Source organism: Modestobacter italicus (assembly GCF_000306785.1).
Classification (GTDB): domain Bacteria; phylum Actinomycetota; class Actinomycetes; order Mycobacteriales; family Geodermatophilaceae; genus Modestobacter; species Modestobacter italicus.
On sequence record NC_017955.1, the window covers coordinates 1089445 to 1113140 of the forward strand.

Below are 23696 nucleotides of genomic sequence, written 5' to 3' on the forward strand. Positions count from 1 at the left end.
CCCGGCGACTGCCGATGACGGCGGGGAGCACTGCCCCGAGCGAGGAGTCGTCCCCGACATGCGCGTCCTGATCATGTCCGCCAACCACCTGGGCTCGGAGTACTACCGGGTCACCGAACCGGTCCGGGCCGTCCGGGAGCTCGGCGCCGACGTCGAGGTGGTCGTCCGGACCGGGCTGTCCACCCGCACGGTGCAGTCCGCCGACGGCGGCGAGCCGCAGGTGGTCTCCGTGGACGCCGAGGGTGCCGACGTCGTCGTCCTCCAGCTGCCCAAGAGCGCCGGGATGCTCCGCTGCATCGAGCTCCTGCAGGCGCAGGGAGTGGCGGTCGTGGTGGAGATGGACGACCTGCTGTCGGGCGTGCCGTTCGGCTCCCCGGCGTACTCGGCGCTGGTCACCCAGGGCATGGGCCGGCGGGCGCTGGAGTGCGCCCAGCAGGCCGACCTGGTCACCGTCTCCACCCCGGCGCTGCTCACCGAGTACGCCCGCCACGGCCGCGGCGTCGTCGTCCCCAACGCCGTGCCGCGCCGGATCGCCGAGCTGCCGCCGGCCTACGAGCGGGAGCCCGACGTGGTGACCGTCGGCTGGACCGGCAGCGCCCACGGGCACCCCTACGACCTGCAGGAGATGGGGTCGGGGCTGCAGCAGGCGCTGGACCGGACCCGCGGTCGCAGCCGGTTCGCCGTGCTCGGCCAGAAGGGCGAGGCCCGGGCGCTGATGGGGCTGACCGACGAGCCGACGGAGGTGCCCTGGCTGCACGACGTCGACGCCTACGCCACCGTGCTCGGCGAGCTGTTCGACGTCGGCATCGCGCCGCTGCGGCTGGACCGGTTCAACGCCTGCAAGAGCTGGCTCAAGGCGCTGGAGTACTCCGCCCGCGGCGTCGCCTGCGTGCGGGCGGCGAGCCCCGAGTACGACCGCCTGGGTCTCGGCTGGCGGGCCCGCGCCGCCCGGGACTGGGCGAAGTGGACCTCGGTGGCGATCGAGGACCCGCAGCGGCGGCGGGACCAGGCGGCCGCGGCGCACGCCGCGGTGCTGGCCGGCCACCTCACCGAGCACGTGGCCGAGCGGTGGGTCGACGCCTGGCGGTCGGCGCGGGAGACCCGCAGCCGCAGCCGGCGCAAGGGCGCTTGAGCGGGGCGGGTGCGCCAGGATGAGCTGCCAGGTCCACCCAGCCCCAGGAGCAGCAGTGACAGGTCCGTCCGCCCCGATGGTCGTGCCGGCCTTCGTCGTGAAGCAGCGCATCACGGTCATGGTCAACCGCTACGAGGTGCGCGCGGTCGCCCCGGACGGCGGGGACGGCCAGCTGCTGGCGTTCGCCGAGCAGAAGCGGATGAAGCTCAAGGAGGAGGTCGAGTTCTTCGCCGACGAGTCGCGGACCCGCCGGGTGTTCTCCTTCAAGGCCCGCCAGCGGCTGGACGTGCACGCCGAGCACGACGTGCTCGACGAGAGCGGCGTGCCGCTGGGGTCGTTCCGCAAGCAGTTCGGCGCCAGCCTGCTGCGCTCCACCTGGGACCTGTCGGTGCCCGGGCTGCAGGCGGTCGGGCAGGAGCGCCGCATGTCGGTGGCCGTCCTGCGCCGGGTCTGGGACGTGCTGCCCTACGTCGGTGACGTCTGGGTGCCCTTCGTCTTCCACTTCGACTTCACCGACACCGCCACCGGCCGGCCGGTGATGGTCAGCGAGCGGCAGAAGGCGGTCCGCGACCGGTACACGGTGACCGTGCCCGATCCGCGGCTGGACTTCCGGGTGGCGGCGTCGATGGCCGTGGCGCTCGACGCGCTGCAGAGCCGCTAGCCGGCCGGTTCGGCCGACCAGTCGACCCGCTCGGCCAGGGCGTGCAGCCGCGCGCCGAAGGCCGGGTCCAGCGACGCCGCCCACGCCACCCGGCCGAGCACGTGGTCCCGGAAGGTCGCGGGCTCGCGGCCGCGGGTCTGCCCGGCCCACCCGTGGACGGCGCAGTTGTGCAGCAGCGCCCGCAGCGAGTCCCGCTCGCGGCGGGGCAGCGTGGGCCGGGTGTTGACCACCGTGCCGAGCACCGACTGGCGGCGGGCGGCACTGGTCGCCGCCGTCTTGGCGGCGTTCACCCGGAACCCCTCGTCGGCCACGACCCGGGTGACCAGGTCGGCGAAGCGGTCCCGGCCGACGGCCGGGCCGCCGCTGAAGGTCAGGTCGTCGACGTAGCGGGTGTACCGCGCGCCGTACGAGGCGGCCAGCCCGGCGAGCCGCCGGTCCAGCCGGAAGCACACCAGGTTCGCCAGCGCCGGCGACGTCGGCGCTCCCTGCGGCAGGTGGGCCACGGCGAGCTGCCGGCCCAGCCGGCGGTGCCGCTCCCGGTCCTCGACGCCGGGCGGCACGGGCACCTCGCGCCACACCTGCGCGGGCACCACCGTCGTCACCAGCGAGGTGAGCACGTGCGCGACCGGCTCCGGCAGCCCGGCCGGGCCGAGCAGCAGCCCGCGCACCCGCTCGGCCGCGACCGAGGCGAAGAACGCCTCCAGGTCCATCCGCAGCACCACCGGGGACCCGGCGTGCGGGGCGACCGCGGTGCGCACCGACCGGCCCGGCACGCACCCGTGCGCCGCGTCGTGCACCGGGACCCGGGCCAGCACGTGCCGCAGCAGCCGCCGCTGCGCCTCCTTCAGCCGGGGCTTCGGCGCGGCCAGCAGCCGGACGCCGTGCGGGCGCGGGACGACGTGCCACCGGTAGTGCCGCAGCGGCCCGGCCGCGGTGCGCTCCAGGCCGCGGGCGTCGGCGAACCAGGCGAGCTCGCCGGCGTCGACGTCCAGCAGCCGGGCCACCGCGGCCTGGTCCGGCAGGTCGGCGACCGGGGCGCGGGACCAGGCCAGCTCGGTCGGCCGCGGCTCCCAGCGCAGCACGCGCGGCGGCGGCGTCGCGTCCTGCCCGCGGGCCCAGCCCACCGTCGTCCGCAGGAAGCGGGCCAGCTCCCGGGGCCGGTCGACCGGCGGCTGGGGGTAGCCGGTCTGCACCTCGCCGACCATCGTGCCCACCCACGTCGCGGCGCGGGCCTGGCCGAGGGCGACCGCCACCCGGCGCACCATCTCCCTGCGGCGCCACGGCCCGGCCAGCAGCGCGGTGGCCACCCCGGAGGCGGTGGCGGCGGCCTGCCGTCCGGTGCTCACGCCGGCCGGGCGGGTGCGCGACGGGGAGGCCAGCCTGTCCCTGGGCGATGTGCCGGGAAGTGCGCGGAGCGCGCCGTCCGGCTCATGCCGCCGTGCCTGGGCTTCTCACGGTGCCCCGGGGTTGCCCCGGGGGGACCGGCTGCTGCCGGTCGTCCTGCCCTCCCCGTCGCGCACGGGGCAACCGTAGTGACCTGCGGACGGCGCCGGGCCGGAACGGCGCGCGGTCGGGGGGCTTCCCCGCGGCGGGCGGCGGCTCCAGGATGCCGACCGTGCCGACCTCGCCGACCTTCGCCGACGACTTCGACGGACCGGACCTCGACACCGCCGTCTGGGTGCCGCACTACCTCCCGCAGTGGAGCTCGCGGGCGGACACTGCGGCCGCCTACGAGGTGCGCGACTCCTGCCTGCGGCTGTCCGTGCCCGCGGACCACCCGCTCTGGTGCCCCGACGACCACCCGCCGCTGCGGGTCTCCGGCGTCCAGTCCGGGGTGTTCTCCGGCCCGGTCGGCAGCACGGTCGGGCAGCAGCCGGTGCGGCCGGGCGCGGTCGTCCGGGAGGAGCAGCCGGCGCAGGCGGGCTGGACGCCGACGTACGGCCGGTTGGAGGTGCGGGCGCGGATGACCCTGACCGCCCGGTCGATGGCGGCCTGGTGGCTGGTCGGCTTCGAGGACCGGCCCGAGCGCTCGGCGGAGATCTGCGTGGCCGAGGTCTTCGGGGACGCGGTCCGGGTGGGCGACGACGGCCGGGCCAGCGCCGCCGTGGGGATGGGCACGCACCCGTTCCGGGACCCGCGGGTGGCCGAGGACTTCGCCGCCCCGCGGCTGGCGCTCGACGTGGCCGAGTTCCACACCTACGCGGTCGACTGGCGGCCCGGCGGTGCCGTCTTCTCCGTCGACGGGCGCCTGGTGCGCTCGGTGGCGGTCACCCCGGACTACCGGATGCAGTCGATGCTGGCGGTCTTCGACTTCCCGGAGCGGGCGGTGCCGGGGGAGCCCTACGTCGTCCCCGAGCTGGTCGTGGACGTCGTCCGGGGCTACAGGTAGGCGTCCTCCAGCTCGGCGAAGAACGCCTTGGCCAGGGCGACGAAGTCGGCCTCGCGGACGGCGATCCGGTCGCCGTGCCGGTAGCCGAGCACCGTCCGTGCCGGGTCGAGCCGGATCTGCCGGTCGTTGACCAGCGTGTCGCCGCGGTGCAGCGACTCGCTGATCAGCGCGACCTCGTCGAGGGCGGTGTGCTCGCCGACCCGGCCCTGCCCGCGGTGGACGAAGCTGTGCTCCAGCGCGATGACCATGTTGTTGAAGAAGACCGGCTCGAAGTCGTGCAGGGCCTCGGGGGCGCAGGCGGCTTCGGTCACCAGCCTCCGGTAGGCGGCCAGCTGGGCCTCGACGGCGGCTTGCCGCTGCTCGACGTAGTCCGGTGCGTACGTGCTCCGGGTCAACACGGCTGCTCCTGAGGAGAAGGCGTTGCGTCCACGGTGGATCCCCCAGCCTGGCACGCGCGACGCGGTTCCGAAAGGGCGGCGGGGGGAAGGACGGCGGCGCCTCCCGCGTTGCTCCGGGTACTCGACCCGGAAGGCACCTCATGCGCATCCCGCTGTCCGTCCTCGACCTCGCCCCGATCGCCCGCGGCGAGACCGTCAGCAGCAGCATCGCGGCCAGCGTGGCGCTCGCCCAGCGCGCGGAGGAGCACGGCTACCGTCGTGTCTGGTACGCCGAGCACCACAACATGCCGACGATCGCCTCGTCGGCGACCAGCGTGCTCATCGCGCACGTGGGCGCGCGGACGACGTCGATCCGGCTCGGGGCCGGCGGGGTCATGCTGCCCAACCACTCGCCGCTGACCATCGCCGAGCAGTTCGGCACGCTCGACGCGATGTACCCCGGGCGGATCGACCTGGGGCTGGGCCGCGCGCCCGGCTCGGACCAGAACACGATGTACGCGCTGCGCCGCGACCCGAACTCGGCCGACACCTTCCCGCAGGACGTGCTGGAGCTGCAGGGCTACCTGGCCGGGCAGACCCGGGTGCCCGGGGTCGACGCCATCCCCGGCAAGGGCTCGCGCGTGCCGCTGTACGTGCTCGGCTCGTCGCTGTTCGGCGCCCACCTGGCCGCGGCGCTGGGGCTGCCCTACGCCTTCGCCAGCCACTTCGCCCCGCAGGCGCTCGAGGCCGCCGTCGCCACCTACCGGCGGGAGTTCCAGCCCTCCGCCGAGCTCGAGGCCCCGCACGTGATCGCCGGCGTCAACGTGATCGCCGCCGACACCCGCGCCCAGGCGGAGGAGAACCTGCAGGCGGTGCGCCGGACGATGGCCGTCGGGCTGTTCGGCCGCGGGCGCAGCTTCACCGACGAGGAGGCCGACCTGCTGCTCGAGCAGGGGGCCGGGCACCACGTCAGCTCGATGTTCACCTACGCCGCGGTGGGCACGCCGCACGACGTCGGCGAGTACCTGGACGGCTTCCGCAAGCAGGCCGACGCCGACGAGCTGATCGTCGCTCACCAGTCGCCGACGACGGAGGGCCGGCTCCGCTCGGTCGAGCTGACCGCCGAGGCCCTCAGCTAGGCGCTGGGGCGGGCCCCGCCGATGAAGCCGCTCCACCGCATCGCGGTGACCCGGATCCGGGACCCGCTCTCCGGGGCCTCCAGGACCTGCCCGTCGCCCAGGTAGAGGGCGACGTGGTGGATCGTCGCGGGGCTGCTGGTGTTCGTCGCCCAGAAGACCAGGTCACCGCGCTGCAGGTCGCTGCGGGAGACCCGGGGCAGCGCCGAGTACTGCGCGCTGCTGTTGCGCGGGATGCTGATGCCGGCCTGGGCGTAGGCGTACCGGGTCAGGCCCGAGCAGTCGAAGCCGACGACGCCGGCGTCGACGCCCCAGCCCACGCTCGGGCCGCTGAGCGAGCCACCGCCCCAGGCGTAGATCGTGCCCAGCCACCTGCGGGCCGCGGAGATGGCCGTCTCGACGGCGGCGGACGAGCCGGCACCGGCGGTGGTGACCACCCCGGAGGAGACCGAGTGGCTGGCGGCCGCGCGGGCAGCGGCGGCGGTCTGCTGGGCGGCGTACTGCTCGGCGGCGGCCCGGGCGCCCTCCAGCCCGGTCAGCGTCCGCTGCGCCTCCTCGAGCTGCCGCTGGACGGCGGCCTGCCGGTCGGCCAGCCCCGCGGCCTGCTGCCGGGCGTCCACCTCGAGCGCCTCGGCGGTGGCCAGCGCGTCGGCGGCCTGCTGCTGGAGGGTGGCCGCCTGGGCGAGCGCGGTCTGCGCGGTGAGGTCGGCGGCGGTGGCCTGCTGCTCGGCGGCGGTCACCGCGGTGACGACGCTGCCCTGGTGGGCGCCCGCGGCCTCCAGCAGCGCGGCCCGTTCGACGATCTGCGCCGGCCCCTCGGCGGTCATCAGGGCCTCGAGCGTGGGTGAGGTGCTGCCCTGCAGGTAGCCCTGCCGGGCGAAGTCGGCGAGGTCGGCCTGCGCGGCGGCCAGGTCGTCCCGGGCGCGCTGGGCCGCGGCCGCGGCCTCGTCGGCGGTCGCCTGCGCGGCCTCGTACTCGGCCTGCCGGCCCTGGAAGGTGTCCAGCGCGATGGCCGACCGGGCGCGGGCGTCGTCCACCTGGGCCTGGGCGGCGGCGAGGGCGGCGGACAGCGCGCCGACCTGCGCGGCGGCGTCGGCCTTGGCCTGCTGCGCCTGGCTCAGCTGGGTGTCGCTGGGGTTCGTCGGGGCGGCGCCGGCGGTGCCGGGCGTGACCCCGAGGCCCAGGGCGGCGGCGACGGCGATCGTCGCGACCGACCGGGCCAGCCGGGTGCCGGACCGTGCCGGGGTGGTTGCCTGCGTGCCCATGTCCGCTGCTCCCCTTCCGCTGGACGGTCACCTGATCGGGTGACCCAGGACCAGATCGGCCGGTGCGCCGGACTCCTTGAGCGCGGGACGACAATGAGTTGGCACAAGCAACTGACGACCCGGGACGAGCCCGGTCGCTGAGCGGGCGGCCCGGTGGTGGCCGCTGGAGGATGCCGACCGTGACCAGCACCGCCCCGGAGGACACCGAGCAGCTCGACCCGCGGCGGTGGGTGGCCCTCGGCGTCTGCGTCTCCGCGCTGTTCATGACGCTGCTGGACGTCAGCATCGTCACCGTCGCGCTGCCCTCGATCGGCGCGAGCACCGGCGCGGGTCCCTCGGAGCTGCAGTGGGTGGTCTCGGGGTACGCGCTCGCCTTCGGGATGGTGCCGATCATCGGTGGCCGGCTGGGTGACGACCGCGGCCGCAGGCGGGTGCTGCTGATCGGGATCGCCGCCTTCGTCGTCTGCAGCGCGCTGGTCGGGCTGGCCCCCACGCCGGGGGTGCTGATCGCCGGCCGGGTGCTGCAGGGACTGGCCGGCGGGCTGGTCAACCCGCAGGTCTCCGGCCTGGTGCAGCAGCTGTTCCCGCAGCGCGAGCGCGGCCGGGCGTTCGGCACGATCGGGGCGGCCGTGGGCATCGCGACCGCCGCCGGCCCGGTCGTCGGCGGCGCCCTGATCGCCCTGGGCGGGCCGGAGCACGGCTGGCGGCTGTGCTTCCTGGTCAACGTGCCGGTGGGCCTGCTGGCGCTGGTGCTGTGCGCCCGGCTGCTGCCCTCGCCGCCGCCCCGGGACACCTCCCGGCCGCTGGACCTGCCCGGCGCCGCGCTGCTGGCGGTCGGCGTCCTCGGGCTGCTGTTCCCGGTCGTCCAGTACGACGCCGACCACGACCTCCGGCTGGCGCTGCTGCTCCTCCCGGCGCTCGCGGTGCTCGCCGGCTTCGTGGGTTGGGAGCGGGGCCCGGGACGCCGCCGCGGGTACCCCCTGGTGGACCTGGCGCTGTTCCGGATCCGGTCCTTCACCGACGGCACCGTGCTGGCCGTGCTCTTCTTCTGCGCCTACACCGGCACCCCGCTGGTCCTGGCGCTCTTCCTCCAGGAGGGCCTCGGCTACAGCCCGCTGCAGTCGGGGCTGACCGCGTCGTCCTACGCGGTCGGTGCGGCCCTGTCCGCGCCGGTCGGCGGCCGGCTGGTGGCCCGGCTCGGGCAGCGGGTCCTCGTCGTCGCGCTCGGCCTGTTCCTGGTCGGCGTGGCGGCGGCCGCGGTGCTGGCGCTGGCGCTGGCCGGCGACGTCGAACCCGGGACGGTGGCGGTGGCGATGGCCCCGGCGCTGCTGGTCGCCGGCCTGGGCGGCGGCTCGGTGATCACACCCAACCAGGCGCTGTCCCTGGCCGAGGTCGACGTCCGCGGCGGGTCGACCGCCGGTGGGGTGCTGCAGACCGCGCAGCGCTTCGGCAACGCCGTGGGCGCCGCGGTCATCACCGCGGTCTTCTACGCCTCGGTCTCCGGCGCGGCGGCCGGCGGTGCGGGGCGGCAGGCCGACTACGGGCGCGCCTACGCGTCCGGCCTCACGGTGAGCGTCGTGTTCGCCGTGGCCGCGCTGGTGCTCGCCGTCCGGGACGTGCACCGCCGGCCCGCGGGTGGCTGACCGGGGCGGCTACCGTCCGCCCATGTCCTCGCCCGTCCCCGCGGCGCTGCCCACCGCGGAACTGCACCTGCACATCGAGGGGACCCTCGAGCCGGAGCTGGCGGTCGAGCTGGCCCGGCGCAACCGGGTCCGGCTGCCCCACCCGGACCTGGCGTCGCTGCGCCGGGCGTACTCCTTCAGCGACCTGCCGTCCTTCCTGGACCTCTACTACGAGCTCAGCGAGGTGCTGCAGCAGCCGCAGGACTTCACCGACCTGGCCGAGGCCTACCTGACCCGGGCCGCGGCGCAGGGGGTGCGGCACGCGGAGGTGTTCGTCGACCCGCAGGCGCACACCAGCCGCGGCGTGCCGCTGGAGGTCGTCCTCGACGGCCTGGCCGAGGCATTCCGGACGGCGGAGGAGCGGCACGGGCTCAGCGCCCGGCTGATCGCCTGCTTCCTGCGCGACCGCGACCCGGCGGAGGCCGAGGCCCTGGTTCCCCGGCTGCGCCCGTGGCACGACCTGGTCATCGGGGTGGGGCTGGACAGCGCCGAGGTGGGCTTCCCGCCCGAGCTGTTCCGGCGCGCCTACGCACTCGCCGCCGACGAGGGCCTGCACCGGGTCGCGCACGCGGGGGAGGAGGGGCCGCCCGGCTACGTGCTCGGCGCGCTGGACGCCCTGGGCGTCGAACGGGTCGACCACGGGATCCGCAGCATCGAGGACCCCGCGCTGGTGGCCCGGCTGCGCGAGGAGCAGGTCCCGCTGACGGTGTGCCCGCTGTCCAACGTCGCCCTGCGGGCGGTGCCCGACCTGGCGGCGCACCCGCTGCGCGCGATGCTGGACGACGGCCTGCTGGTCACCGTCAACTCCGACGACCCGGCCTACTTCGGCGGCTACCTGCACGACAACACCGTCGCGGTCAGCCGGGCGCTCGGCCTGGGTGCCGCGGAGCGGCGGTCGCTGGCGGAGCACAGCTTCCGGGCCAGCTTCCTGCCCGAGGCGGACAAGCAGCGGCACCTGGCGGCGGTGGCCACGGCCGCGGAGGCCGGCTGAGCTCAGCCGGCCCCGCGGCGCTCGGCGACCAGCCGCCGGGGCGCCCGGCACGCCCACGCCTCGTCCAGCAGCTCCGCGAGCTCGGCGGCGTCGATCTCGGCGAGCCGGACGAGCACCGAGGGGGGGCCGGCGAAGTGCGCGGTGGTGAAGTAGATCGCGGGCGAGTCGGCGATCAGCGCCGTGCGCGCCCCGACGTCCGGGACGTACGCGCCCAGCACCGGGCCGGCCGGTGCGGCGTCCCCCAGCTCGGCGAGGTCCCGGGGCCGCAGCGGCCGCTGCCAGGCGAACTGCTTGTCCCGCACCCGCCAGCTGCGGTTGCCGCCGTGCGTGGGGCCCTCGGTCGCCTCCGGCAGGGCGAGGGCGAGCCGTGCGACGTCGTCCCAGGTGGCCACGGCGCGGACGCTACGGCGTCTGCACGACGACCAGCGTGTTCCCGTCCGGGTCGCGGAAGGTGAACATCGGCGGGACCTGCGGCCCCATGTCGATCAGCTCGGCGTCGACGTCGGCCCCGGCGGCGCGCAGGGCGGCGTGGTCGGCCGCGGCGTCCGTCGTCGCCAGCCGGATGCCGGTGTCCATGCCGGACGTCCCGTCCTCCCGGCGGACCAGCGCGAGCGTGGTCGAGGCACCGGGCGGCGCGACCTCCAGCCACCGGGCGCCGGGACCGTAGGAGCCGTCGAGCCGCACCTCGCAGCCCAGGACGCCGGCGTAGAAGGCCAGCGCCCGGTCCTGGTCGGTGACCGGCACGGCCACGGTGTGCACGGCGGTGAGGTGGGTGCGGGTGCTGCTGGTCATGACGTCCTCCCGAGGTGGTGGTCGCGGTGGAGACCGCCCCGGCCGGCCGAACTCATCGGGCCGGCGGTCAGGATGGCGGCATGAACGTGTTCACCGACTACGCCGAGACCCACTGGGTGCCCATCAACGGCGACATGGTCACCGTGCAGACCGTCGACGCGACGGGGAGGCGGGAGACGCACGTGCTCTCGGTGCCGGACGCGCTCGCCCAGTTCAAGGTCAAGTACCCGTTCGTGGACGACGCCCAGGCCGCTGCCCTCTTCGCCCAGGGCGGCTGACGGAGCCGGGATGAGGCCCGGGGCGGGGGCGGTTGCACCAGGCATGCGCTTCCTCGTCCTCGGTGACTCGCTCGCCTTCGGCACCGGTGCCACCGGCCCGCAGGACACCCTCGGCGCCCGGCTGACCCGCGCGCTGACCGAGGCCGGCTCCACCGTCGAGCTGCACGTCGTCGCGGTGCCCGGCGCCACCTCCCTCGACCTCGCCGCGCAGCTCCAGCGGGCCGCCGCCGTCGACGCGGACCTGGCGCTGCTGGTCGTCGGTGCGAACGACCTGACCCGCCAGGTGCCGCCGGCCCGGGCCGCGGCCGCACTCGGTGCAGCGGTGCGCGAGCTGCGCGCCCGCGGCACCGAGGTGCTCGTCGTCCCGACGCCGGACCTCTCCTCGGTGGCCTGGGTCCCGCCGGCGTTCCGCGCCGTGGTGGCCGGCATCTGCGACCAGTCGCGGGCCCGGCAGACCGCCGCCGCGGAGGCCGCCGGGGGAGTCGTCGTCCCGGTCCCGCCGGAGCTCACCGCCCGGTTCGCCGGCGACCCGTCGCTGTTCTCCGCCGACCGGTTCCATCCCTCCTCGGCCGGCTACGCGCTGGTGGCCGACGCGCTCGCGCCGCGGCTGCTCGAGCTGGTCACCCGCCGGGAGGACGACGCCGCCTGATCAGGCCGCCGGCGGGGGCATCCGGCAGGCCGCGGTGCCACCGGGCAGCCGGTGCCGGTTGGCCGCGACCAGCCGGTAGACGAAAGGAGCCACCCAGCGCAGCGGCGGCAGCGAGAGCAGCACGCCGGCCAGCGACCACGGCGCGCCGGCTGCCCGGAGCGCCAGGGCCACCGCCGGCGCACCGCCGGCCACCGCGCCGTCCGGGCCGATCCACAGCACCTCGGACCGGGCACGTTCCTCGGTGACCCCGGCGGCGGCCAGGTCGGTCCACTGCCAGGGGACGACCTGGACGTCGGCGGGCAGCACGCGACGGGCGAGGTCGGCCGAGCGGGTGCAGAAGGCGCAGTCGCCGTCGAAGACGAGCGTGGGGGCGGGCACGGGTCCCATGGTCCTCGCTCAGCCCAGGTCGACGGTGAGCGCGCGGTGGTCCGACAGCGGCAGCGCCGGCGCGGACACCGCGGTGACCGAGGCGAACGACCCGCGCAGCAGCACGTGGTCCAGCTGCCGGTCCGGCTCGTCGAGCGGGAAGGTCAGGCCGCCGGCCAGCGGCTCCCAGCCGGTGATCGCGGTCGGCGTCGGCGGGGTCATGTTCAGGTCGCCCATCAGCACCAGCGGGCCGGGGAACGCGTCCAGGTCTCGGCGCAGCCGGCGCAGCTGCCGCCGGTTCCACCCCGGCACGAACGACAGGTGGGTGTTGACCACGGTCAGCTGGCCGTGCGGGGTCTCGACCACCGCGATCACGGCGGCCCGCGGCTCCTCGTCGACCACGATCACCTTGCGCGGACCGGGCAGCCACATCGGGAAGCGGAAGGGGATGGCGGGCAGCCGGACCACCTGCCAGGAGCGCACCGGGTACCGGGACAGCAGCGCGATGCCGTACTCCGCCGTCCCCGGCTGCTCGCGCCCGGTCGCGGCCATCCAGGTGGCCCCCGGCGTGCCCGCGATCGCCGCGACGAACCGGTGGGCCCCGGCGCCCATCGCCTCGGCGGCCACCGCGGTGAGGTCGGCGTGGTGCGAGCGCGGTTGCTCCCGGTCGACCTCCTGCAGCGCCAGGACGTCGGCGTCCAGCGTCGCCACGGCGGCGGCGAACCGGTCGACGTCCACCCGGTCGTCGGTCAGGGAGCGTCCGTGCAGGATGTTGAAGGTCGCGAGGCGCACGCGTGACCGCTACCCGCCCGGGTAGTGCCTCAACTCGATCCGACCCCTGACCGTGGAGAGTGCTGCGTGCCCGCCGACCGCGACGCCCTGCGCGGGGCGCTCAAGCGCACCGCGTCCGCGCTGAAGGCCGGCGGGGTGCCCTTCGCCCTGGCCGGTGGCTACGCGCTGTGGGCGCACGGCGCGCCCGAGTCGGAGAACGACGTCGACTTCGTCGTCGCCGAGGAGGACACCGAGCGGGCGGTGCACGTGCTGGAGGAGGCCGGGTTCGCGGTGACCCGGCCGCCGGAGGACTGGCTGTTCAAGGTCGGCTGCGACGGTGCCGAGGTCGACGTGCTGCACCGGGTCGTCGGCGAGCCGGTCGGGCCGGCGCTGATCGAGCGGTCCACGGACATGGACCTGCTGGGCATCCGGCTGCCGGTGCTGCCGGCCACCGACCTGCTGTCCAGCAAGCTGCGGTCGATGACCGAGCACTACTGCGACTTCGGCCGGCTGCTCCCGCACGTCCGCGCCGTCCGGGAGCAGCTGGACTGGGACCGGCTGCGCAGCGAGGTGGCCGGCAACGACTTCGCCGTCACCTTCCTGTTCCTCACCGACCGGCTCGGCATCAGTTGAAGGACCCCGTCCCTCTCGTCCCTCGCGAGCTCGGGACGAGCCTCCGGACGGGGCCGGACGACGAACGGGCCGGCACCCCCAGTGGGGTGCCGGCCCGTTCGACGGGGTCCTCGTTCAGCTGGCCGGGACCGCTCCTGCCCGGAGTGCGCCGAGCAGGTCGTGGTTCAGCCGGGAGATGGTCTCCATCGAGATGCCCTTCGGGCACACCGCGGAGCACTCGCCGATGTTGGTGCAGCCGCCGAAGTCCTCGGCGTCCTGCTGGCCCACCATCCGCAGCACCCGGGCGTCCCGCTCCGGCTGGCCCTGCGGCAGCAGCCCGAGGTGGGAGACCTTCGCGGCGGTGAACAGCATCGCCGAGCCGTTCGGGCAGGCGGCGACGCAGGCGCCGCAGCCGATGCAGGTGGCGGCGTCGAACGCGGCGTCGGAGTCCTTCTTCGGCACCGGGGTGGCGTGCGCCTCCGGCGCCGTGCCGGTCGGGGCGCTGATGAAGCCACCGGCGGAGATGATCCGGTCGAAGGCCGACCGGTCGACGACGAGGTCCTTGACCACCGGGAAGCCACCGGAGCGCCACGGCTCGATGTCGATGACGTCGCCGTCCTTGAACGACCGCATGTGCAGCTGGCACACCGTCGCCTGCTCCGGACCGTGCGCGACGCCGTCGATCATCAGGCCGCAGGAACCGCAGATGCCCTCACGGCAGTCGTGGTCGAAGGCGATCGGGTCGTCGCCGTCCAGGATGAGCTTCTCGTTGAGCACGTCGAGCATCTCGAGGAAGGACATGTCGGGCGAGACGTCGGTGACGTGGTAGCTCACCATCTTGCCCTTCTTGACGGGGCTGACCTGCCGCCAGATCTTGAGGGTCAAGTTCACTTGTAGCTCCGCTGTGCGAGGTGGATGTACTCGTACTCGAGGGCCTCGCGGTGCAGCACCGGCGGGGTCCCGTCCGGGGTGTACTCCCAGGCGGCGACGTAGGCGAAGTTCTCGTCGTCGCGCAGGGCCTCACCCTCGGGGGTCTGGCTCTCGGCCCGGAAGTGCCCACCGCAGCTCTCGTTGCGGTGCAGCGCGTCGACGCACATCAGCTCGGCGAGCTCGATGAAGTCGGCGACCCGGCCGGCGTGCTCCAGGTTCTGGTTGAACACGCCCTGCTCGCCGGACACCTTCACGTTGGTCCAGAACTCCTGCTTGATCTCCGGGATGCGGTCCAGCGCCTTGCGCAGGCCCTCCTCGGAGCGCTCCATGCCGCACAGGTCCCACATCAGCCGGCCCAGCTCGCGGTGGAACGAGGCGACGGTGCGGGTGCCGTTGATCGACAGCAGCTTCTCGGTCTGCGTCCGGACCGCCGTCTCCGCCTCCACCACGGCCGGGTGGTCGGCCGCCACCTTCGGGAACGGCCCGTCGGCGAGGTAGTTGGCCAGCGTGTTCGGCAGCACGAAGTAGCCGTCGGCCAGGCCCTGCATCAGCGCGCTGGCCCCGAGCCGGTTGGCGCCCTGGTCGGAGAAGTTGGCCTCACCGATCACGAACAGGCCCGGGATGTTGGACTCCAGGTCGTAGTCGACCCACAGCCCGCCCATCGTGTAGTGGACCGCCGGGTAGATCCGCATCCCGGTCTCGTAGGCGTCCTCACCGGTGATCCGGTTGTACATGTCGAAGAGGTTGCCGTACTTGGCCTCGATGGCACTGCGGCCCAGCCGCTCGATGGCGTCGGTGAAGTCGAGGTAGACGCCCAGCCCGTTCGGGCCCACCCCGCGGCCCTCGTCGCAGACGTTCTTCGCCTGGCGCGAGGCGATGTCGCGGGGCACCAGGTTGCCGAACGCCGGGTACTTGCGCTCGAGGAAGTAGTCGCGCTCCTCCTCGGGGATCTGCCGCGGGTCGCGGTCGTCGCCGCGCTCCTTGGGCACCCAGACGCGGCCGTCGTTGCGCAGCGACTCGCTCATCAGCGTCAGCTTCGACTGGTAGTCGCCGCTGACCGGGATGCAGGTCGGGTGGATCTGCGTGTAGCAGGGGTTGGCGAACAGCGCGCCCCGCTTGTGCGCCCGCCACGCCGCCGTGACGTTGGAGCCCTTGGCGTTGGTGGAGAGGTAGAAGACGTTGCTGTACCCGCCCGAGGCCAGCACGACGGCGTCGGCCAGGTGGGTGCTGATCTGTCCGGTGATCAGGTCCCGGACGACGATGCCGCGCGCCCGGCCGTCGACGACGACCAGGTCCAGCATCTCGGTGCGGCCGTGGGTCTCGACGTTGCCGAGGCCGATCTGCCGCTCGAGCGCCTGGTAGGCGCCGTAGAGGAGCTGCTGGCCCGTCTGGCCCCGGGCGTAGAAGGTCCGGGAGACCTGCGCGCCACCGAAGGAGCGGTTGTCCAGCAGGCCGCCGTACTCGCGGGCGAACGGCACGCCCTGGGCGACCGCCTGGTCGATGATCGCCGCGCTGACCTCGGCCAGCCGGTAGGAGTTGGTCTCCCGGGAGCGGAAGTCGCCGCCCTTGACCGTGTCGTAGAACAGCCGGTGCACGCTGTCGCCGTCGTTGCGGTAGTTCTTGGCCGCGTTGATCCCGCCCTGCGCCGCGACGCTGTGGGCGCGCCGGGGGCTGTCCTGGAACCAGAAGTTCTTGACCCGGTAGCCGGCCTCGGCCAGCGTGGCGGCGGCGGATCCACCGGCCAGGCCGGTGCCGACGACGATCACCGACAGCCGGCGCCGGTTGGCCGGGTTGACCAGCCGGGCGCGGAACTTCCGCTCCTCCCACATCTGCGGGACGGGGACGTCGGTGGGGGCCTTGGTGTCGGCGATCGGCTCGCCGACGGTGAAGAGCTCGAGTGTCATGGCTGTGACTCCGTCAGTCGATGAGGCCGAAGGCGATGGACAGCGGCACGAGGATGAAGCCGACGGTGATCAGCCCGGACACCACGTAGGCGATGCCGTTGACCGCGCGCTCGCGGCGCTTGTTGGTCTGCCCCAGCGTCTGGGTGGCGGCGAAGATGCCGTGCCGCAGGTGCAGGCCGAGCAGGATCATCGAGACCACGTAGAACAGCGTGATCGGGATGTTCGAGAAGCTGGCGATCAACCGGTCGTAGGGCGTCGTACCGGTGCCGGCCGGGTTCACCACACCGAAGGTGAGGTCGAGGATGTGCCAGATGATGAACAGCGCCAGGATCAGGCCGCCCCAGCGCACCGTGCGCGACGCGAAGCTCTGCTGCACGCGCTTCTTGGTCACGTAGGGCACCGGCCGGGCCCGCCGGGCCTGGCGCCACAGCGAGATGGCCGCCCAGAAGTGCGCCACCACCGAGACCAGCAGGACGAGCCGGATGATCCACAGCGTCGTCTGCTCCGGCACGGCCGGCTCACCGATCGTGCGGATCCAGTGCGAGTACCCGTTGAACTCATCGGCGCCCTGGAACGCGTGCAGGTTGCCGATCATGTGCGCGATCAAGTAGAGGATCATGATGATCCCGGTGACCGCCATGACGGCCTTCTTGACCACCGAGTTGCTGAACTTCCCGGGCTTCCGGGTCGTGCGTGGAGCCTGCTGCGTCGTCACTGTCGCCACAGCGCCACGGTAAGCCCACTGCACACATGACACCCAGGTGAACCGGTCGTGACACACCTCATGTAAGGCCACCCTCACCTGCGGGTTCCTCGTCCGGGGGAACGAGGCGGGGCGGCGCGGTGTTCCCCGGGCCGCTGCAGACAAGGGCGCCGGGCGTGCGCGAAGATCGCCGGTGACCGGACCGAGCGCCCCCCGAGGGGCCCTGCAGAACGGACCAGAGACGTGCCTGGACCCACCCGCGGCTTCCTCGGACGCCGCCGAACCGCCAGCGATCCGCGGCTGCCACCCGGCCAGTACGACGTCGGGGGTGACTGGCCGGTGCTCACCGCCGAGCCGACGCCCCGGATCACCCCGGAGACCTGGAGCATCACCGTCGACGGCGAGGTGGCCAACCCGACCACCTGGAGCTGGGACGAGGCGCACGCGCTGCCCGGTGCGGAGTACCGCGGCGACATCCACTGCGTGACCACCTGGTCGAAGTTCGACACCGTGTTCGGCGGCATCAGCGTCGACTCGCTGCTCGACGTCGCCCAGCCCACCGCCGAGGGCCGCTTCGTGATGGCCACGTCGAAGACCGGCTACACGACCAACCTGCCGATCGAGGACGTCACCGGCGGCAAGGCCTGGATCGTGTGGGAGTTCGACGGCAAGCCGCTGACCGCCGAGCACGGCGGGCCGGTGCGGATGCTGGTGCCGCACCTGTACTTCTGGAAGAGCGCCAAGTGGATCAGCCGGATCACCGTGCTGAAGCGCGACCAGCAGGGCTTCTGGGAGCAGAACGGCTACCACGACCGCGGCGACCCGTGGAAGCAGCAGCGGTATCAAGGTGACTGAGGACGGGCCGGCGCCGACGCCCCTGGGCGCCGGGGGTGGGCCGCCCAGCGGGGCGGTCGCGCCGGCGGGTGGCTGGCGCACCGCGACGGTCTCCGGCGTCCGCCGTCCGGTGGCCCGTTCGGTGGAGCTGCGGCTCGACGTCCACGACCGGGTCGACCACCTGCCCGGGCAGCACTACGTCGTCCGGCTGACCGCCGAGGACGGGTACACCGCGCAGCGGTCCTACTCGGTGGCCTCCGCGCCGGGTGACCCCCTGGTCGAGCTGTTCGTCGAGCGGCTGGACGACGGCGAGGTCTCGCCGTACCTCACCGACGTCGTCGAGCCCGGCGACGAGCTGGAGGTGCGCGGGCCGATCGGCGGCTGGTTCGTCTGGGACGGCACCACCCCGGCGCTGCTGGTCGGCGGCGGCACCGGCGTCGTCCCGCTGGTGGCGATGGTCCGGCACGCCCGCGACCTGGGCCGGCTGGACCTGCTGCGGGTCGCGGTGTCGGCGCGCACGCTCGCCGAGCTGCCCTACGCCGACGAGCTCGCCGAGGCCGGCGCGCTGGTCGTCACCACCCGCGAGGCGCACGGCATCCGGCCGGCGGCCCGGCTCACCGCGATGGACCTCCTGCCGCTGTGGGAGGAGGGCCAGACCGCGTTCGTCTGCGGCTCGGCCGGTTTCGCCGAGGCGGCGAGCCAGCTGCTGGTCGGGCTGGGCATCCCGGCGGCCGCGGTGCGGGTGGAGCGGTTCGGCCCCTCGGCGCTGGAGCTGCCCAAGCGCTGACGGCCCCGTGCACGGCGACTCCTTAGGGCAGGCTAACCTCAGGTCACCTGTCCTGATCATGAGGAGTCGCCGTGCCCCGCCGTCCCGTCCGTGCCCTCGCCCTCGCCGGCGTGCTCTCCGCCGTCGCCGGCCTGACCGCCTGCGGCGGGGACGAGGAGGAGGCGGAGGCCAGCGCCACCGCCGCGACCGACGGCGCGTTCCCGGTGAGCATCGAGAACAAGTTCGGCACCACCGAGATCGAGGCCGAGCCGCAGCGCGTGGTCACCGTCGGCTTCAACGACGAGGACTTCGTGCTGGCCCTCGGGGTCACCCCGGTCGGCGTCCGCGAGCTCCTGGGCGACTACGACGCCCCCTCGCGCCCCTGGGCCCAGGAGCAGCTCGACGGCGCGGAGCTCCCGACCGTGGGCGGGGAGGAGATCGACGTCGAGGCCGTCGCCGCGCTCGACCCCGACCTGATCATCGGCGTCTACTCCTTCATGGACCAGGCGGTCTACGACCAGCTGTCCGGCATCGCGCCGACGCTCGCGCAGACCGACGAGTACGCCGACGGCGCCACCCCGTGGCAGGAGCAGACCCTGCTCACCGGCCAGGCGCTGGGCAAGGACGACGAGGCGCAGCAGCTCGTCGACGACGTCGAGGGCCGGTTCGACGAGGCGACCAGCGAGAACCCCTCCTTCGCCGGGACCAGCATCGCGGTCGACCTGACCGGGGTCGGCTCGGGCCACTACCTGCTCGGCCGCGACGACCTGCGCACCCAGTTCTTCAGCGACCTGGGCTTCGCCGTGCCGGACACCAGCACCGACGTGAGCCAGGAGCGGCTGGACCTGCTGGAGGCCGACGTGCTCGCGGTGAACGGGTACGACGAGGCCGACGCCGCCGCGGACAGCCTGTTCTCCGGCCTCGACGTCGTCACCCAGGGCCGGACGGTGCTGCTGGGCGGCTACTCCAGCGCCGTGTCCGCCGCGCTCGGCTTCGGCAGCCCGCTGTCGCTGCCCTACCTCATCGACGAGGTCGTGCCGGCGCTCGCCGCCGCCGCCGACGGCGACCCGGCCACCGCGGTCGCGCAGCCCGCGGCATGACGCACGACGGGCCCGGTGCGCAGCTGCGCACCGGGCCCGTCGGGTCGTCGCTCAGCCGACCGGCGGCACCGCGCTCGAGGTCACGAGCGCCGCACGGTCCCAGACCCGGTGCAGGGACAGGGCCGCGATCACGTCTGCCGCGAGCGCTGCGCCGCTGTCCGCGCTGAGCACCCCCGGGCCGGTGGTGTCGATGCCGGCGGCGGTGAGCACCTCGGCGCCGTCGCCCCAGGTGCCGAAGGCCTTCAGCTGCCGGAATGCCTCGTGCAGCAGCACGACGGCCTTGATGTCCTTCTCCTTCGGTGCGCCGTCGGCGACCACGACCGCGTCGAACTCGATCGACCGGGCCGTGACGTAGGTGCGCTCGACGACCTGCTGGGTCTTCCCGCTGCCGAGCTCGCCGCCGGCGGGTGCCAGCACCTTGACCTGCGCCCCAGCCGCCTCGATCGCCTCGCGGAACGCGGCGATGCCGGCCAGGTCGGCGTCCGGCCCGGCGATGACCGCGACCTGGCGGCCGTCGACCGGGTGGGTCTGCCCCGTCACCTGCGAGAGCGCGGGGGAGGCCTCGAGGTGCTCGACCAGGTCCGGCTCCGGGGCGGGCAGCCCCAGGCCGGCGGCGACCCTCGCGCACAGCTCGGTGTCGATCTTGGCCAGGACGCCGAGCGCCCGGACCTTGATCTCCTTCTCGTAGACCTTGCCGAGCTCGAACGTGTAGGCCTCGGTGGTGTGCACCTTCTCCGGCTCGGAGAGGCTCGCGTAGAACATCGCCGCCTGGGAGAAGTGGTCCTCGAACGAGGACTGCGTCTCCCGGACGACGTCGCCCTCGACGTGCCGCGGCACGGTCACGTAACCGCCGTGCTCCCAGTCGGCCGGCTTCGGCTCGCCGTCGTCGACGGTGTTGGGCAGGTACGGGGCGTCGCCGGTGGGGATGCCCTGCTGCATGAACCCGTCGCGCAGGTTGTCGTTCACCGGCGCGTGCGGCCGGTTGACCGGGATCTGCCGCCAGTTCGGCCCGCCGAGGCGGGTGAGCTGGGTGTCCAGGTAGGAGAAGTTGCGGCCCTGCAGCAGCGGGTCGTTGGTGAACTCGATGCCCGGGACGACGTGGCCGGTGTTGAACGCGACCTGCTCGGTCTCGGCGAAGTAGTTCGTCGGGTTGGCGGTGAGCACCAGCTTCCCGATCGGCTGGACCGGGACCATCTCCTCGGGGACGATCTTCGTCGGGTCGAGCAGGTCGATGCCCTCGTACATCTGCTCGTCATTGTCGGGGAACACCTGCACGCCGAGCTCCCACTCCGGGAACGCGCCGGCCTCGATGGCGTCGGCCAGGTCGCGGCGGTGGAAGTCCGGGTCGGCGCCGGCGGCGAGCTGCGCCTCCTCCCAGGTGAGGGAGTGCACGCCCAGCTTCGGCGTCCACTTGAACTGCACGAGCACGGTCTCCCGCGCCTCGTTCACCAGCCGGAAGGTGTGCACGCCGAAGCCCTCCATCATCCGGTAGGAGCGCGGGATGCCCCGGTCGCTCATGTTCCAGATCGTGTGGTGGGTGGCCTCGGTGTGCAGGGTGACGAAGTCCCAGAACGAGTCGTGCGCCGACTGCGCCTGCGGGATCTCCCGGCTCGGGTTGGGCTTCCCGGCGTGGATGATGTCCGGGAACTTGATCGCGTCCTGGATGAAGAAGACCGGCATGTTGTTGCCGACCAGGTCCCAATTCCCCTCCTTCGAGTAGAACTTCACCGCGAACCCGCGGGTGTCCCGGGCGGTGTCGGCGGAGCCGCGCGAGCCCAGCACCGTGGAGAACCGGACGAACACCGGCGTCTCGAGGTCCTTCTCCGCCAGCACGGCGGCCCGGGTGATCGTCCCGGCGGTCCCGTAGGCGGTGAAGACGCCGTGCGCGGCGGCACCGCGGGCGTGCACCACGCGCTCCGGGATCCGCTCGTGGTCGAAGGCGTTGATCTTCTCGCGGAGGTGAAAGTCCTCCAGCAGGGTCGGGCCGCGGCGGCCGGCCTTGAGGGAGTGGTCGGTGTCCGGCAGCCGGACGCCCATCGGGGAGGTCAGGAAGTCCCCGGCCTGGGCGCGCGGGTCGCGTCCGTCCTCCGGCCCCTCGTAGCCGACGCCGGTGGCGCTGACGGTCTCCGGTGCGGACTGGTCGGGCTTGCGCGCGGGGGGCATTGCGGGCTCCTGTGCTCGGAGGTGGACGGCAGTGCCTCCTACCCGGGTGTCGATCACGGGGAAACGGAGCGCCGTCCCGCTGCCCGGTCCGCGTTGCCGTCGGGCGGGGTGGGGTAGGCAGTGCGCATGGCACAGGGGCGGGAGACCGCACGCGAGGAGCTCGGGGACAGCGAGGGGCAGACGGAGGACCAGCTCCAGGAGGCCTTCGACCTGATCGTCAGCGAGGGCGCCCAGCGGCTGCACCGCACCTGGCGGGAGGTGCTGACCACCGGTCTGGCCGGCGGGCTGGAGATCGGGATCGGCGTCGTCCTGCTGTTGGCGGTGTACGCCGAGACCGGCAGCCACCTGCTCGCCGGGCTCGCGTTCGGGGTCGGCTTCGTGGCGCTGCTGCTGGCCCGCAGCGAGCTGTTCACCGAGGGCTTCCTGGTGCCGGTCACCGCGGTCGTCGCCGGCCGGGCCAGCGCGCCCCAGCTGGGCAAGCTGTGGGTGGGCACGCTGGCCGGCAACCTGGTCGGCGGCTGGCTGCTGATGTGGGTGGTCGTCCACGCCCTCCCGGACCTGCGGGCGACCGCGGTCGAGAGCGCGACGACGTTCGTGAACGCACCGCTGGACCTGCAGTCCGCGTCGCTGGCGTTCCTGGCCGGCATCGCGATCACGGTCATGACCCGGATGCAGCACGGCACGACGTCGGACCCGGCGAAGATCGTCGCGGCCTTCGGCGGTGCCCTCGTGCTGGCCGGCCTGCAGCTGTTCCACTCGATCCTGGACTCGCTGGTCATCTTCGCCGCGCTGCAGGCGGGTGCGCCGTTCGGCTACGGCGACTGGCTGGCCTGGTTCTGGTACACGACGCTGCTCAACATGGCCGGCGGGCTGCTGGTGGTCACGCTGCTCCGGCTGGTGCGCAGCAAGGACATGATCGAGCAGGAGCGCGCCGAGGCCGCCTCCTCCTGATCAGCGCCCGGCGGCCCGGCGCATCGCGGCGACGTAGCGGTCCAGGGCCAGGGTCTGCACCCGGTGGCCGACCGGCGCGGCCAGCCGGGGGAACGGCATCGCCAGCCGGGAGAACGCCCGCAGCTCGTAGACGACCTCGCCGTCCGGCCGCAGCGAGACGACGAAGGACTCCTCGCCGCTCTCCGGGTGGCCGGGCAGCGTGCCGTAGCCGAAGCCCCGCCGGTCCGGCTCGTCGACGACCCAGACCACCCGGCAGGGGATGTCCAGGCCGGCCCGCCGCAGCCCGGCCGTCATCAGGACGACGGTGCCCGGGGTGCTCGCCGGGCCGCTGGCCTGGATCCGCAGCCCCGCGCCGCGCTGCCCCGCCCAGCGGAACACCGCCGCGCCGGCCCGCTCGAAGGACGTCCGGCCGGAGCCGATCACGTGCGCGCGCTCGACGTGGTCGTAGCCGGGTGGCAGCTGGGGCTCCCGGGTGCCGCCGACCTCGGGGTAGGTGAAGGGTGTCCCGGCGTACTGGTCGAGGGTCGCGCGGCGGAGGAGTCCCACCGGGTCAGTGTGCGTGCGGCTGGGTAGGCCCCGCCGGGTGGGGACGGCGTTGGTGGTCGGTGCGAGCAGCGACATCGGGGCGGCGGTGGTCCGGGCGCTGACCGCGGCCGGGCACGACTGCCTGGGCTGGGGGCGGGACGTCCGGCGGCTGCCCGACCGCTCCCGCGTCGTCGACCTGCGCGCACCGGCGGAGGTGGACGCCGCCCTCGCGGAGCTGCCCGAGCGGCTGTCGGTGGTGGTCTACGCCGCCGGCCTGTTCGACTGGGCGCCCGCGGACACCGGTGACCCCGGCGTCTGGGACGAGCTGGTCGCGGTCAACCTGACCGCGGCGATGCGGGTGACCCGCGGGGTGCTGCCGGCGCTGCTGGCCGGGGCGCCCTCCTCGCTGGTGCTCCTGGGCTCGGCGGCCGCGCACACCGCCTTCCCCGGCAACCCGGCCTACGTCGCCAGCAAGCACGGGCTGGCCGGCTTCGCCCGGTCGGTCTTCCTCGACGTCCGCGACCGGGACGTCGCCGTCACGCTGCTCTCGCCCGGCCTGGTCGCGGCCGGCGCGGGGCTGCGCGCCCCCGGGGTCCGCCCGGACCAGCTGCTGCAGCCCGCGGACGTCGCGGACGCCGTCGCCTGGGTGGTCGGCACGCCGCCGCACGTCTGCCCGGTGGAGGTGCAGCTCCAGCCGCAGCGGACCGCATAGGGTCTGG

Annotated in this window: 26 protein-coding genes; 14 read left to right on the plus strand and 12 right to left on the minus strand. The window is 74.2% G+C overall.

Annotation, left to right across the window (positions count from 1 at the left end; all coding sequences use genetic code 11):
* Positions 1–58 precede the first annotated feature (58 nt).
* Both MODMU_RS05235 and MODMU_RS05240 read left to right on the plus strand, forming a co-directional pair.
* On the plus strand, positions 59–1132 hold the full coding sequence (locus MODMU_RS05235; RefSeq protein WP_014739143.1) for a glycosyltransferase family protein: 1074 nt from the start codon (positions 59–61) through the stop codon (positions 1130–1132).
* A 55-nt stretch (positions 1133–1187) separates the two neighbouring features.
* Positions 1188–1793 carry an LURP-one-related family protein gene (locus MODMU_RS05240; protein ID WP_014739144.1) on the plus strand — a complete coding sequence of 202 codons (606 nt, stop codon included), beginning with the start codon at positions 1188–1190 and terminating at the stop codon, positions 1791–1793.
* Here MODMU_RS05240 and MODMU_RS05245 read toward each other — a convergent pair.
* Positions 1790–3139: a reverse transcriptase family protein gene (locus tag MODMU_RS05245; protein ID WP_014739145.1), complete on the minus strand. Its 1350-nt coding sequence runs from the start codon at positions 3137–3139 to the stop codon at positions 1790–1792. The genes MODMU_RS05240 and MODMU_RS05245 overlap by 4 nt on opposite strands.
* A gap of 260 nt (positions 3140–3399) precedes the next feature.
* On the opposite strand from MODMU_RS05245, the gene MODMU_RS05250 reads away from it, so the two are divergent.
* On the plus strand, positions 3400–4182 hold the full coding sequence (locus MODMU_RS05250; protein ID WP_014739147.1) for a glycoside hydrolase family 16 protein: 783 nt from the start codon (positions 3400–3402) through the stop codon (positions 4180–4182).
* Here MODMU_RS05250 and MODMU_RS05255 read toward each other — a convergent pair.
* The gene (locus tag MODMU_RS05255; protein ID WP_014739148.1) at positions 4173–4580 is read right to left on the minus strand and encodes a hypothetical protein; all 408 of its coding nucleotides are present in this window, start codon (positions 4578–4580) and stop codon (positions 4173–4175) included. The two genes, MODMU_RS05250 and MODMU_RS05255, sit on opposite strands and share 10 nt — an antisense overlap.
* A 140-nt stretch (positions 4581–4720) precedes the next feature.
* On the opposite strand from MODMU_RS05255, the gene MODMU_RS05260 reads away from it, so the two are divergent.
* On the plus strand, positions 4721–5698 hold the full coding sequence (locus MODMU_RS05260) for an LLM class flavin-dependent oxidoreductase (protein WP_014739149.1): 978 nt from the start codon (positions 4721–4723) through the stop codon (positions 5696–5698).
* On the opposite strand, the gene MODMU_RS05265 is transcribed toward MODMU_RS05260, so the two are convergent.
* Positions 5695–6960, minus strand: a complete 1266-nt coding sequence (locus tag MODMU_RS05265) for a C40 family peptidase (RefSeq protein WP_014739150.1) — start codon at positions 6958–6960, stop codon at positions 5695–5697. The two genes, MODMU_RS05260 and MODMU_RS05265, sit on opposite strands and share 4 nt — an antisense overlap.
* A 179-nt stretch (positions 6961–7139) precedes the next feature.
* Between MODMU_RS05265 and MODMU_RS05270 the strand changes: the two genes are divergently transcribed.
* Positions 7140–8603: an MFS transporter gene (locus MODMU_RS05270; protein WP_041795984.1), complete on the plus strand. Its 1464-nt coding sequence runs from the start codon at positions 7140–7142 to the stop codon at positions 8601–8603.
* A gap of 22 nt (positions 8604–8625) precedes the next feature.
* On the plus strand, positions 8626–9633 hold the full coding sequence (locus MODMU_RS05275) for an adenosine deaminase (RefSeq protein WP_014739152.1): 1008 nt from the start codon (positions 8626–8628) through the stop codon (positions 9631–9633).
* 2 nt (positions 9634–9635) lie between these two features.
* On the opposite strand, the gene MODMU_RS05280 is transcribed toward MODMU_RS05275, so the two are convergent.
* Together MODMU_RS05280 and MODMU_RS05285 are read right to left on the minus strand one after the other, a co-directional pair.
* The gene (locus MODMU_RS05280; protein ID WP_014739153.1) at positions 9636–10025 is read right to left on the minus strand and encodes an MmcQ/YjbR family DNA-binding protein; all 390 of its coding nucleotides are present in this window, start codon (positions 10023–10025) and stop codon (positions 9636–9638) included.
* A gap of 10 nt (positions 10026–10035) precedes the next feature.
* Positions 10036–10425, minus strand: a complete 390-nt coding sequence (locus tag MODMU_RS05285; RefSeq protein WP_014739154.1) for a VOC family protein — start codon at positions 10423–10425, stop codon at positions 10036–10038.
* 80 nt (positions 10426–10505) lie between these two features.
* Here MODMU_RS05285 and MODMU_RS05290 point away from each other — a divergent pair, with 80 nt between their 5' ends.
* Together MODMU_RS05290 and MODMU_RS05295 are read left to right on the plus strand one after the other, a co-directional pair.
* Entirely contained in the window at positions 10506–10703 is a 198-nt protein-coding gene (locus tag MODMU_RS05290; RefSeq protein ID WP_014739155.1) for a hypothetical protein, read from the plus strand.
* Positions 10704–10746: 43 nt separating this feature from the next.
* Positions 10747–11352: a GDSL-type esterase/lipase family protein gene (locus tag MODMU_RS05295; protein ID WP_014739156.1), complete on the plus strand. Its 606-nt coding sequence runs from the start codon at positions 10747–10749 to the stop codon at positions 11350–11352.
* Here MODMU_RS05295 and MODMU_RS05300 read toward each other — a convergent pair whose 3' ends face one another.
* Both MODMU_RS05300 and MODMU_RS05305 read right to left on the minus strand, forming a co-directional pair.
* A complete protein-coding gene (locus MODMU_RS05300) occupies positions 11353–11730 on the minus strand; it encodes a thiol-disulfide oxidoreductase DCC family protein (RefSeq protein ID WP_014739157.1) in 378 nt (125 codons plus the stop codon).
* A gap of 18 nt (positions 11731–11748) precedes the next feature.
* A complete protein-coding gene (locus MODMU_RS05305) occupies positions 11749–12510 on the minus strand; it encodes an endonuclease/exonuclease/phosphatase family protein (protein WP_014739158.1) in 762 nt (253 codons plus the stop codon).
* Between the two features lie 66 nt (positions 12511–12576).
* Here MODMU_RS05305 and MODMU_RS05310 point away from each other — a divergent pair, with 66 nt between their 5' ends.
* Positions 12577–13122, plus strand: coding sequence for a nucleotidyltransferase (locus tag MODMU_RS05310; protein ID WP_041794975.1), 546 nt, complete (start codon positions 12577–12579; stop codon positions 13120–13122).
* A 114-nt stretch (positions 13123–13236) separates the two neighbouring features.
* Here MODMU_RS05310 and MODMU_RS05315 read toward each other — a convergent pair whose 3' ends face one another.
* The 3 genes from MODMU_RS05315 to MODMU_RS05325 are packed head-to-tail and all read right to left on the minus strand — an operon-like array spanning position 13237 to position 16659.
* Entirely contained in the window at positions 13237–13992 is a 756-nt protein-coding gene (locus tag MODMU_RS05315; protein ID WP_041794976.1) for a succinate dehydrogenase/fumarate reductase iron-sulfur subunit, read from the minus strand.
* Positions 13989–15935, minus strand: a complete 1947-nt coding sequence (locus tag MODMU_RS05320) for a fumarate reductase/succinate dehydrogenase flavoprotein subunit (RefSeq protein WP_014739161.1) — start codon at positions 15933–15935, stop codon at positions 13989–13991. Before MODMU_RS05320 ends, MODMU_RS05315 begins: the two co-directional genes overlap by 4 nt.
* A 13-nt stretch (positions 15936–15948) precedes the next feature.
* On the minus strand, positions 15949–16659 hold the full coding sequence (locus MODMU_RS05325; protein WP_014739162.1) for a succinate dehydrogenase cytochrome b subunit: 711 nt from the start codon (positions 16657–16659) through the stop codon (positions 15949–15951).
* 222 nt (positions 16660–16881) lie between these two features.
* Here MODMU_RS05325 and MODMU_RS05330 point away from each other — a divergent pair, with 222 nt between their 5' ends.
* The 3 genes from MODMU_RS05330 to MODMU_RS05340 all read left to right on the plus strand — a co-directional run bounded on the left by MODMU_RS05330 (position 16882) and on the right by MODMU_RS05340 (position 19338).
* The gene (locus tag MODMU_RS05330; RefSeq protein WP_014739163.1) at positions 16882–17493 is read left to right on the plus strand and encodes a sulfite oxidase-like oxidoreductase; all 612 of its coding nucleotides are present in this window, start codon (positions 16882–16884) and stop codon (positions 17491–17493) included.
* On the plus strand, positions 17486–18259 hold the full coding sequence (locus MODMU_RS05335) for an FAD-binding oxidoreductase (protein ID WP_083869670.1): 774 nt from the start codon (positions 17486–17488) through the stop codon (positions 18257–18259). Before MODMU_RS05330 ends, MODMU_RS05335 begins: the two co-directional genes overlap by 8 nt.
* A gap of 71 nt (positions 18260–18330) precedes the next feature.
* Positions 18331–19338 carry an ABC transporter substrate-binding protein gene (locus MODMU_RS05340; protein WP_014739165.1) on the plus strand — a complete coding sequence of 336 codons (1008 nt, stop codon included), beginning with the start codon at positions 18331–18333 and terminating at the stop codon, positions 19336–19338.
* Positions 19339–19389: 51 nt separating this feature from the next.
* Here the strand turns inward: MODMU_RS05340 and MODMU_RS05345 are convergent, their stop codons facing one another.
* On the minus strand, positions 19390–21501 hold the full coding sequence (locus MODMU_RS05345; RefSeq protein WP_014739166.1) for a catalase: 2112 nt from the start codon (positions 21499–21501) through the stop codon (positions 19390–19392).
* A gap of 126 nt (positions 21502–21627) precedes the next feature.
* Here MODMU_RS05345 and MODMU_RS05350 point away from each other — a divergent pair, with 126 nt between their 5' ends.
* Positions 21628–22452 carry a formate/nitrite transporter family protein gene (locus MODMU_RS05350; protein WP_014739167.1) on the plus strand — a complete coding sequence of 275 codons (825 nt, stop codon included), beginning with the start codon at positions 21628–21630 and terminating at the stop codon, positions 22450–22452.
* On the opposite strand, the gene MODMU_RS05355 is transcribed toward MODMU_RS05350, so the two are convergent.
* Positions 22453–22998 (minus strand): DUF1990 domain-containing protein, encoded by a 546-nt coding sequence (locus tag MODMU_RS05355; protein WP_014739168.1) that lies wholly within the window; start codon positions 22996–22998, stop codon positions 22453–22455.
* A 37-nt stretch (positions 22999–23035) separates the two neighbouring features.
* Between MODMU_RS05355 and MODMU_RS05360 the strand changes: the two genes are divergently transcribed.
* Positions 23036–23689, plus strand: coding sequence for an SDR family oxidoreductase (locus tag MODMU_RS05360; RefSeq protein ID WP_166503402.1), 654 nt, complete (start codon positions 23036–23038; stop codon positions 23687–23689).
* Positions 23690–23696 lie beyond the last annotated feature (7 nt).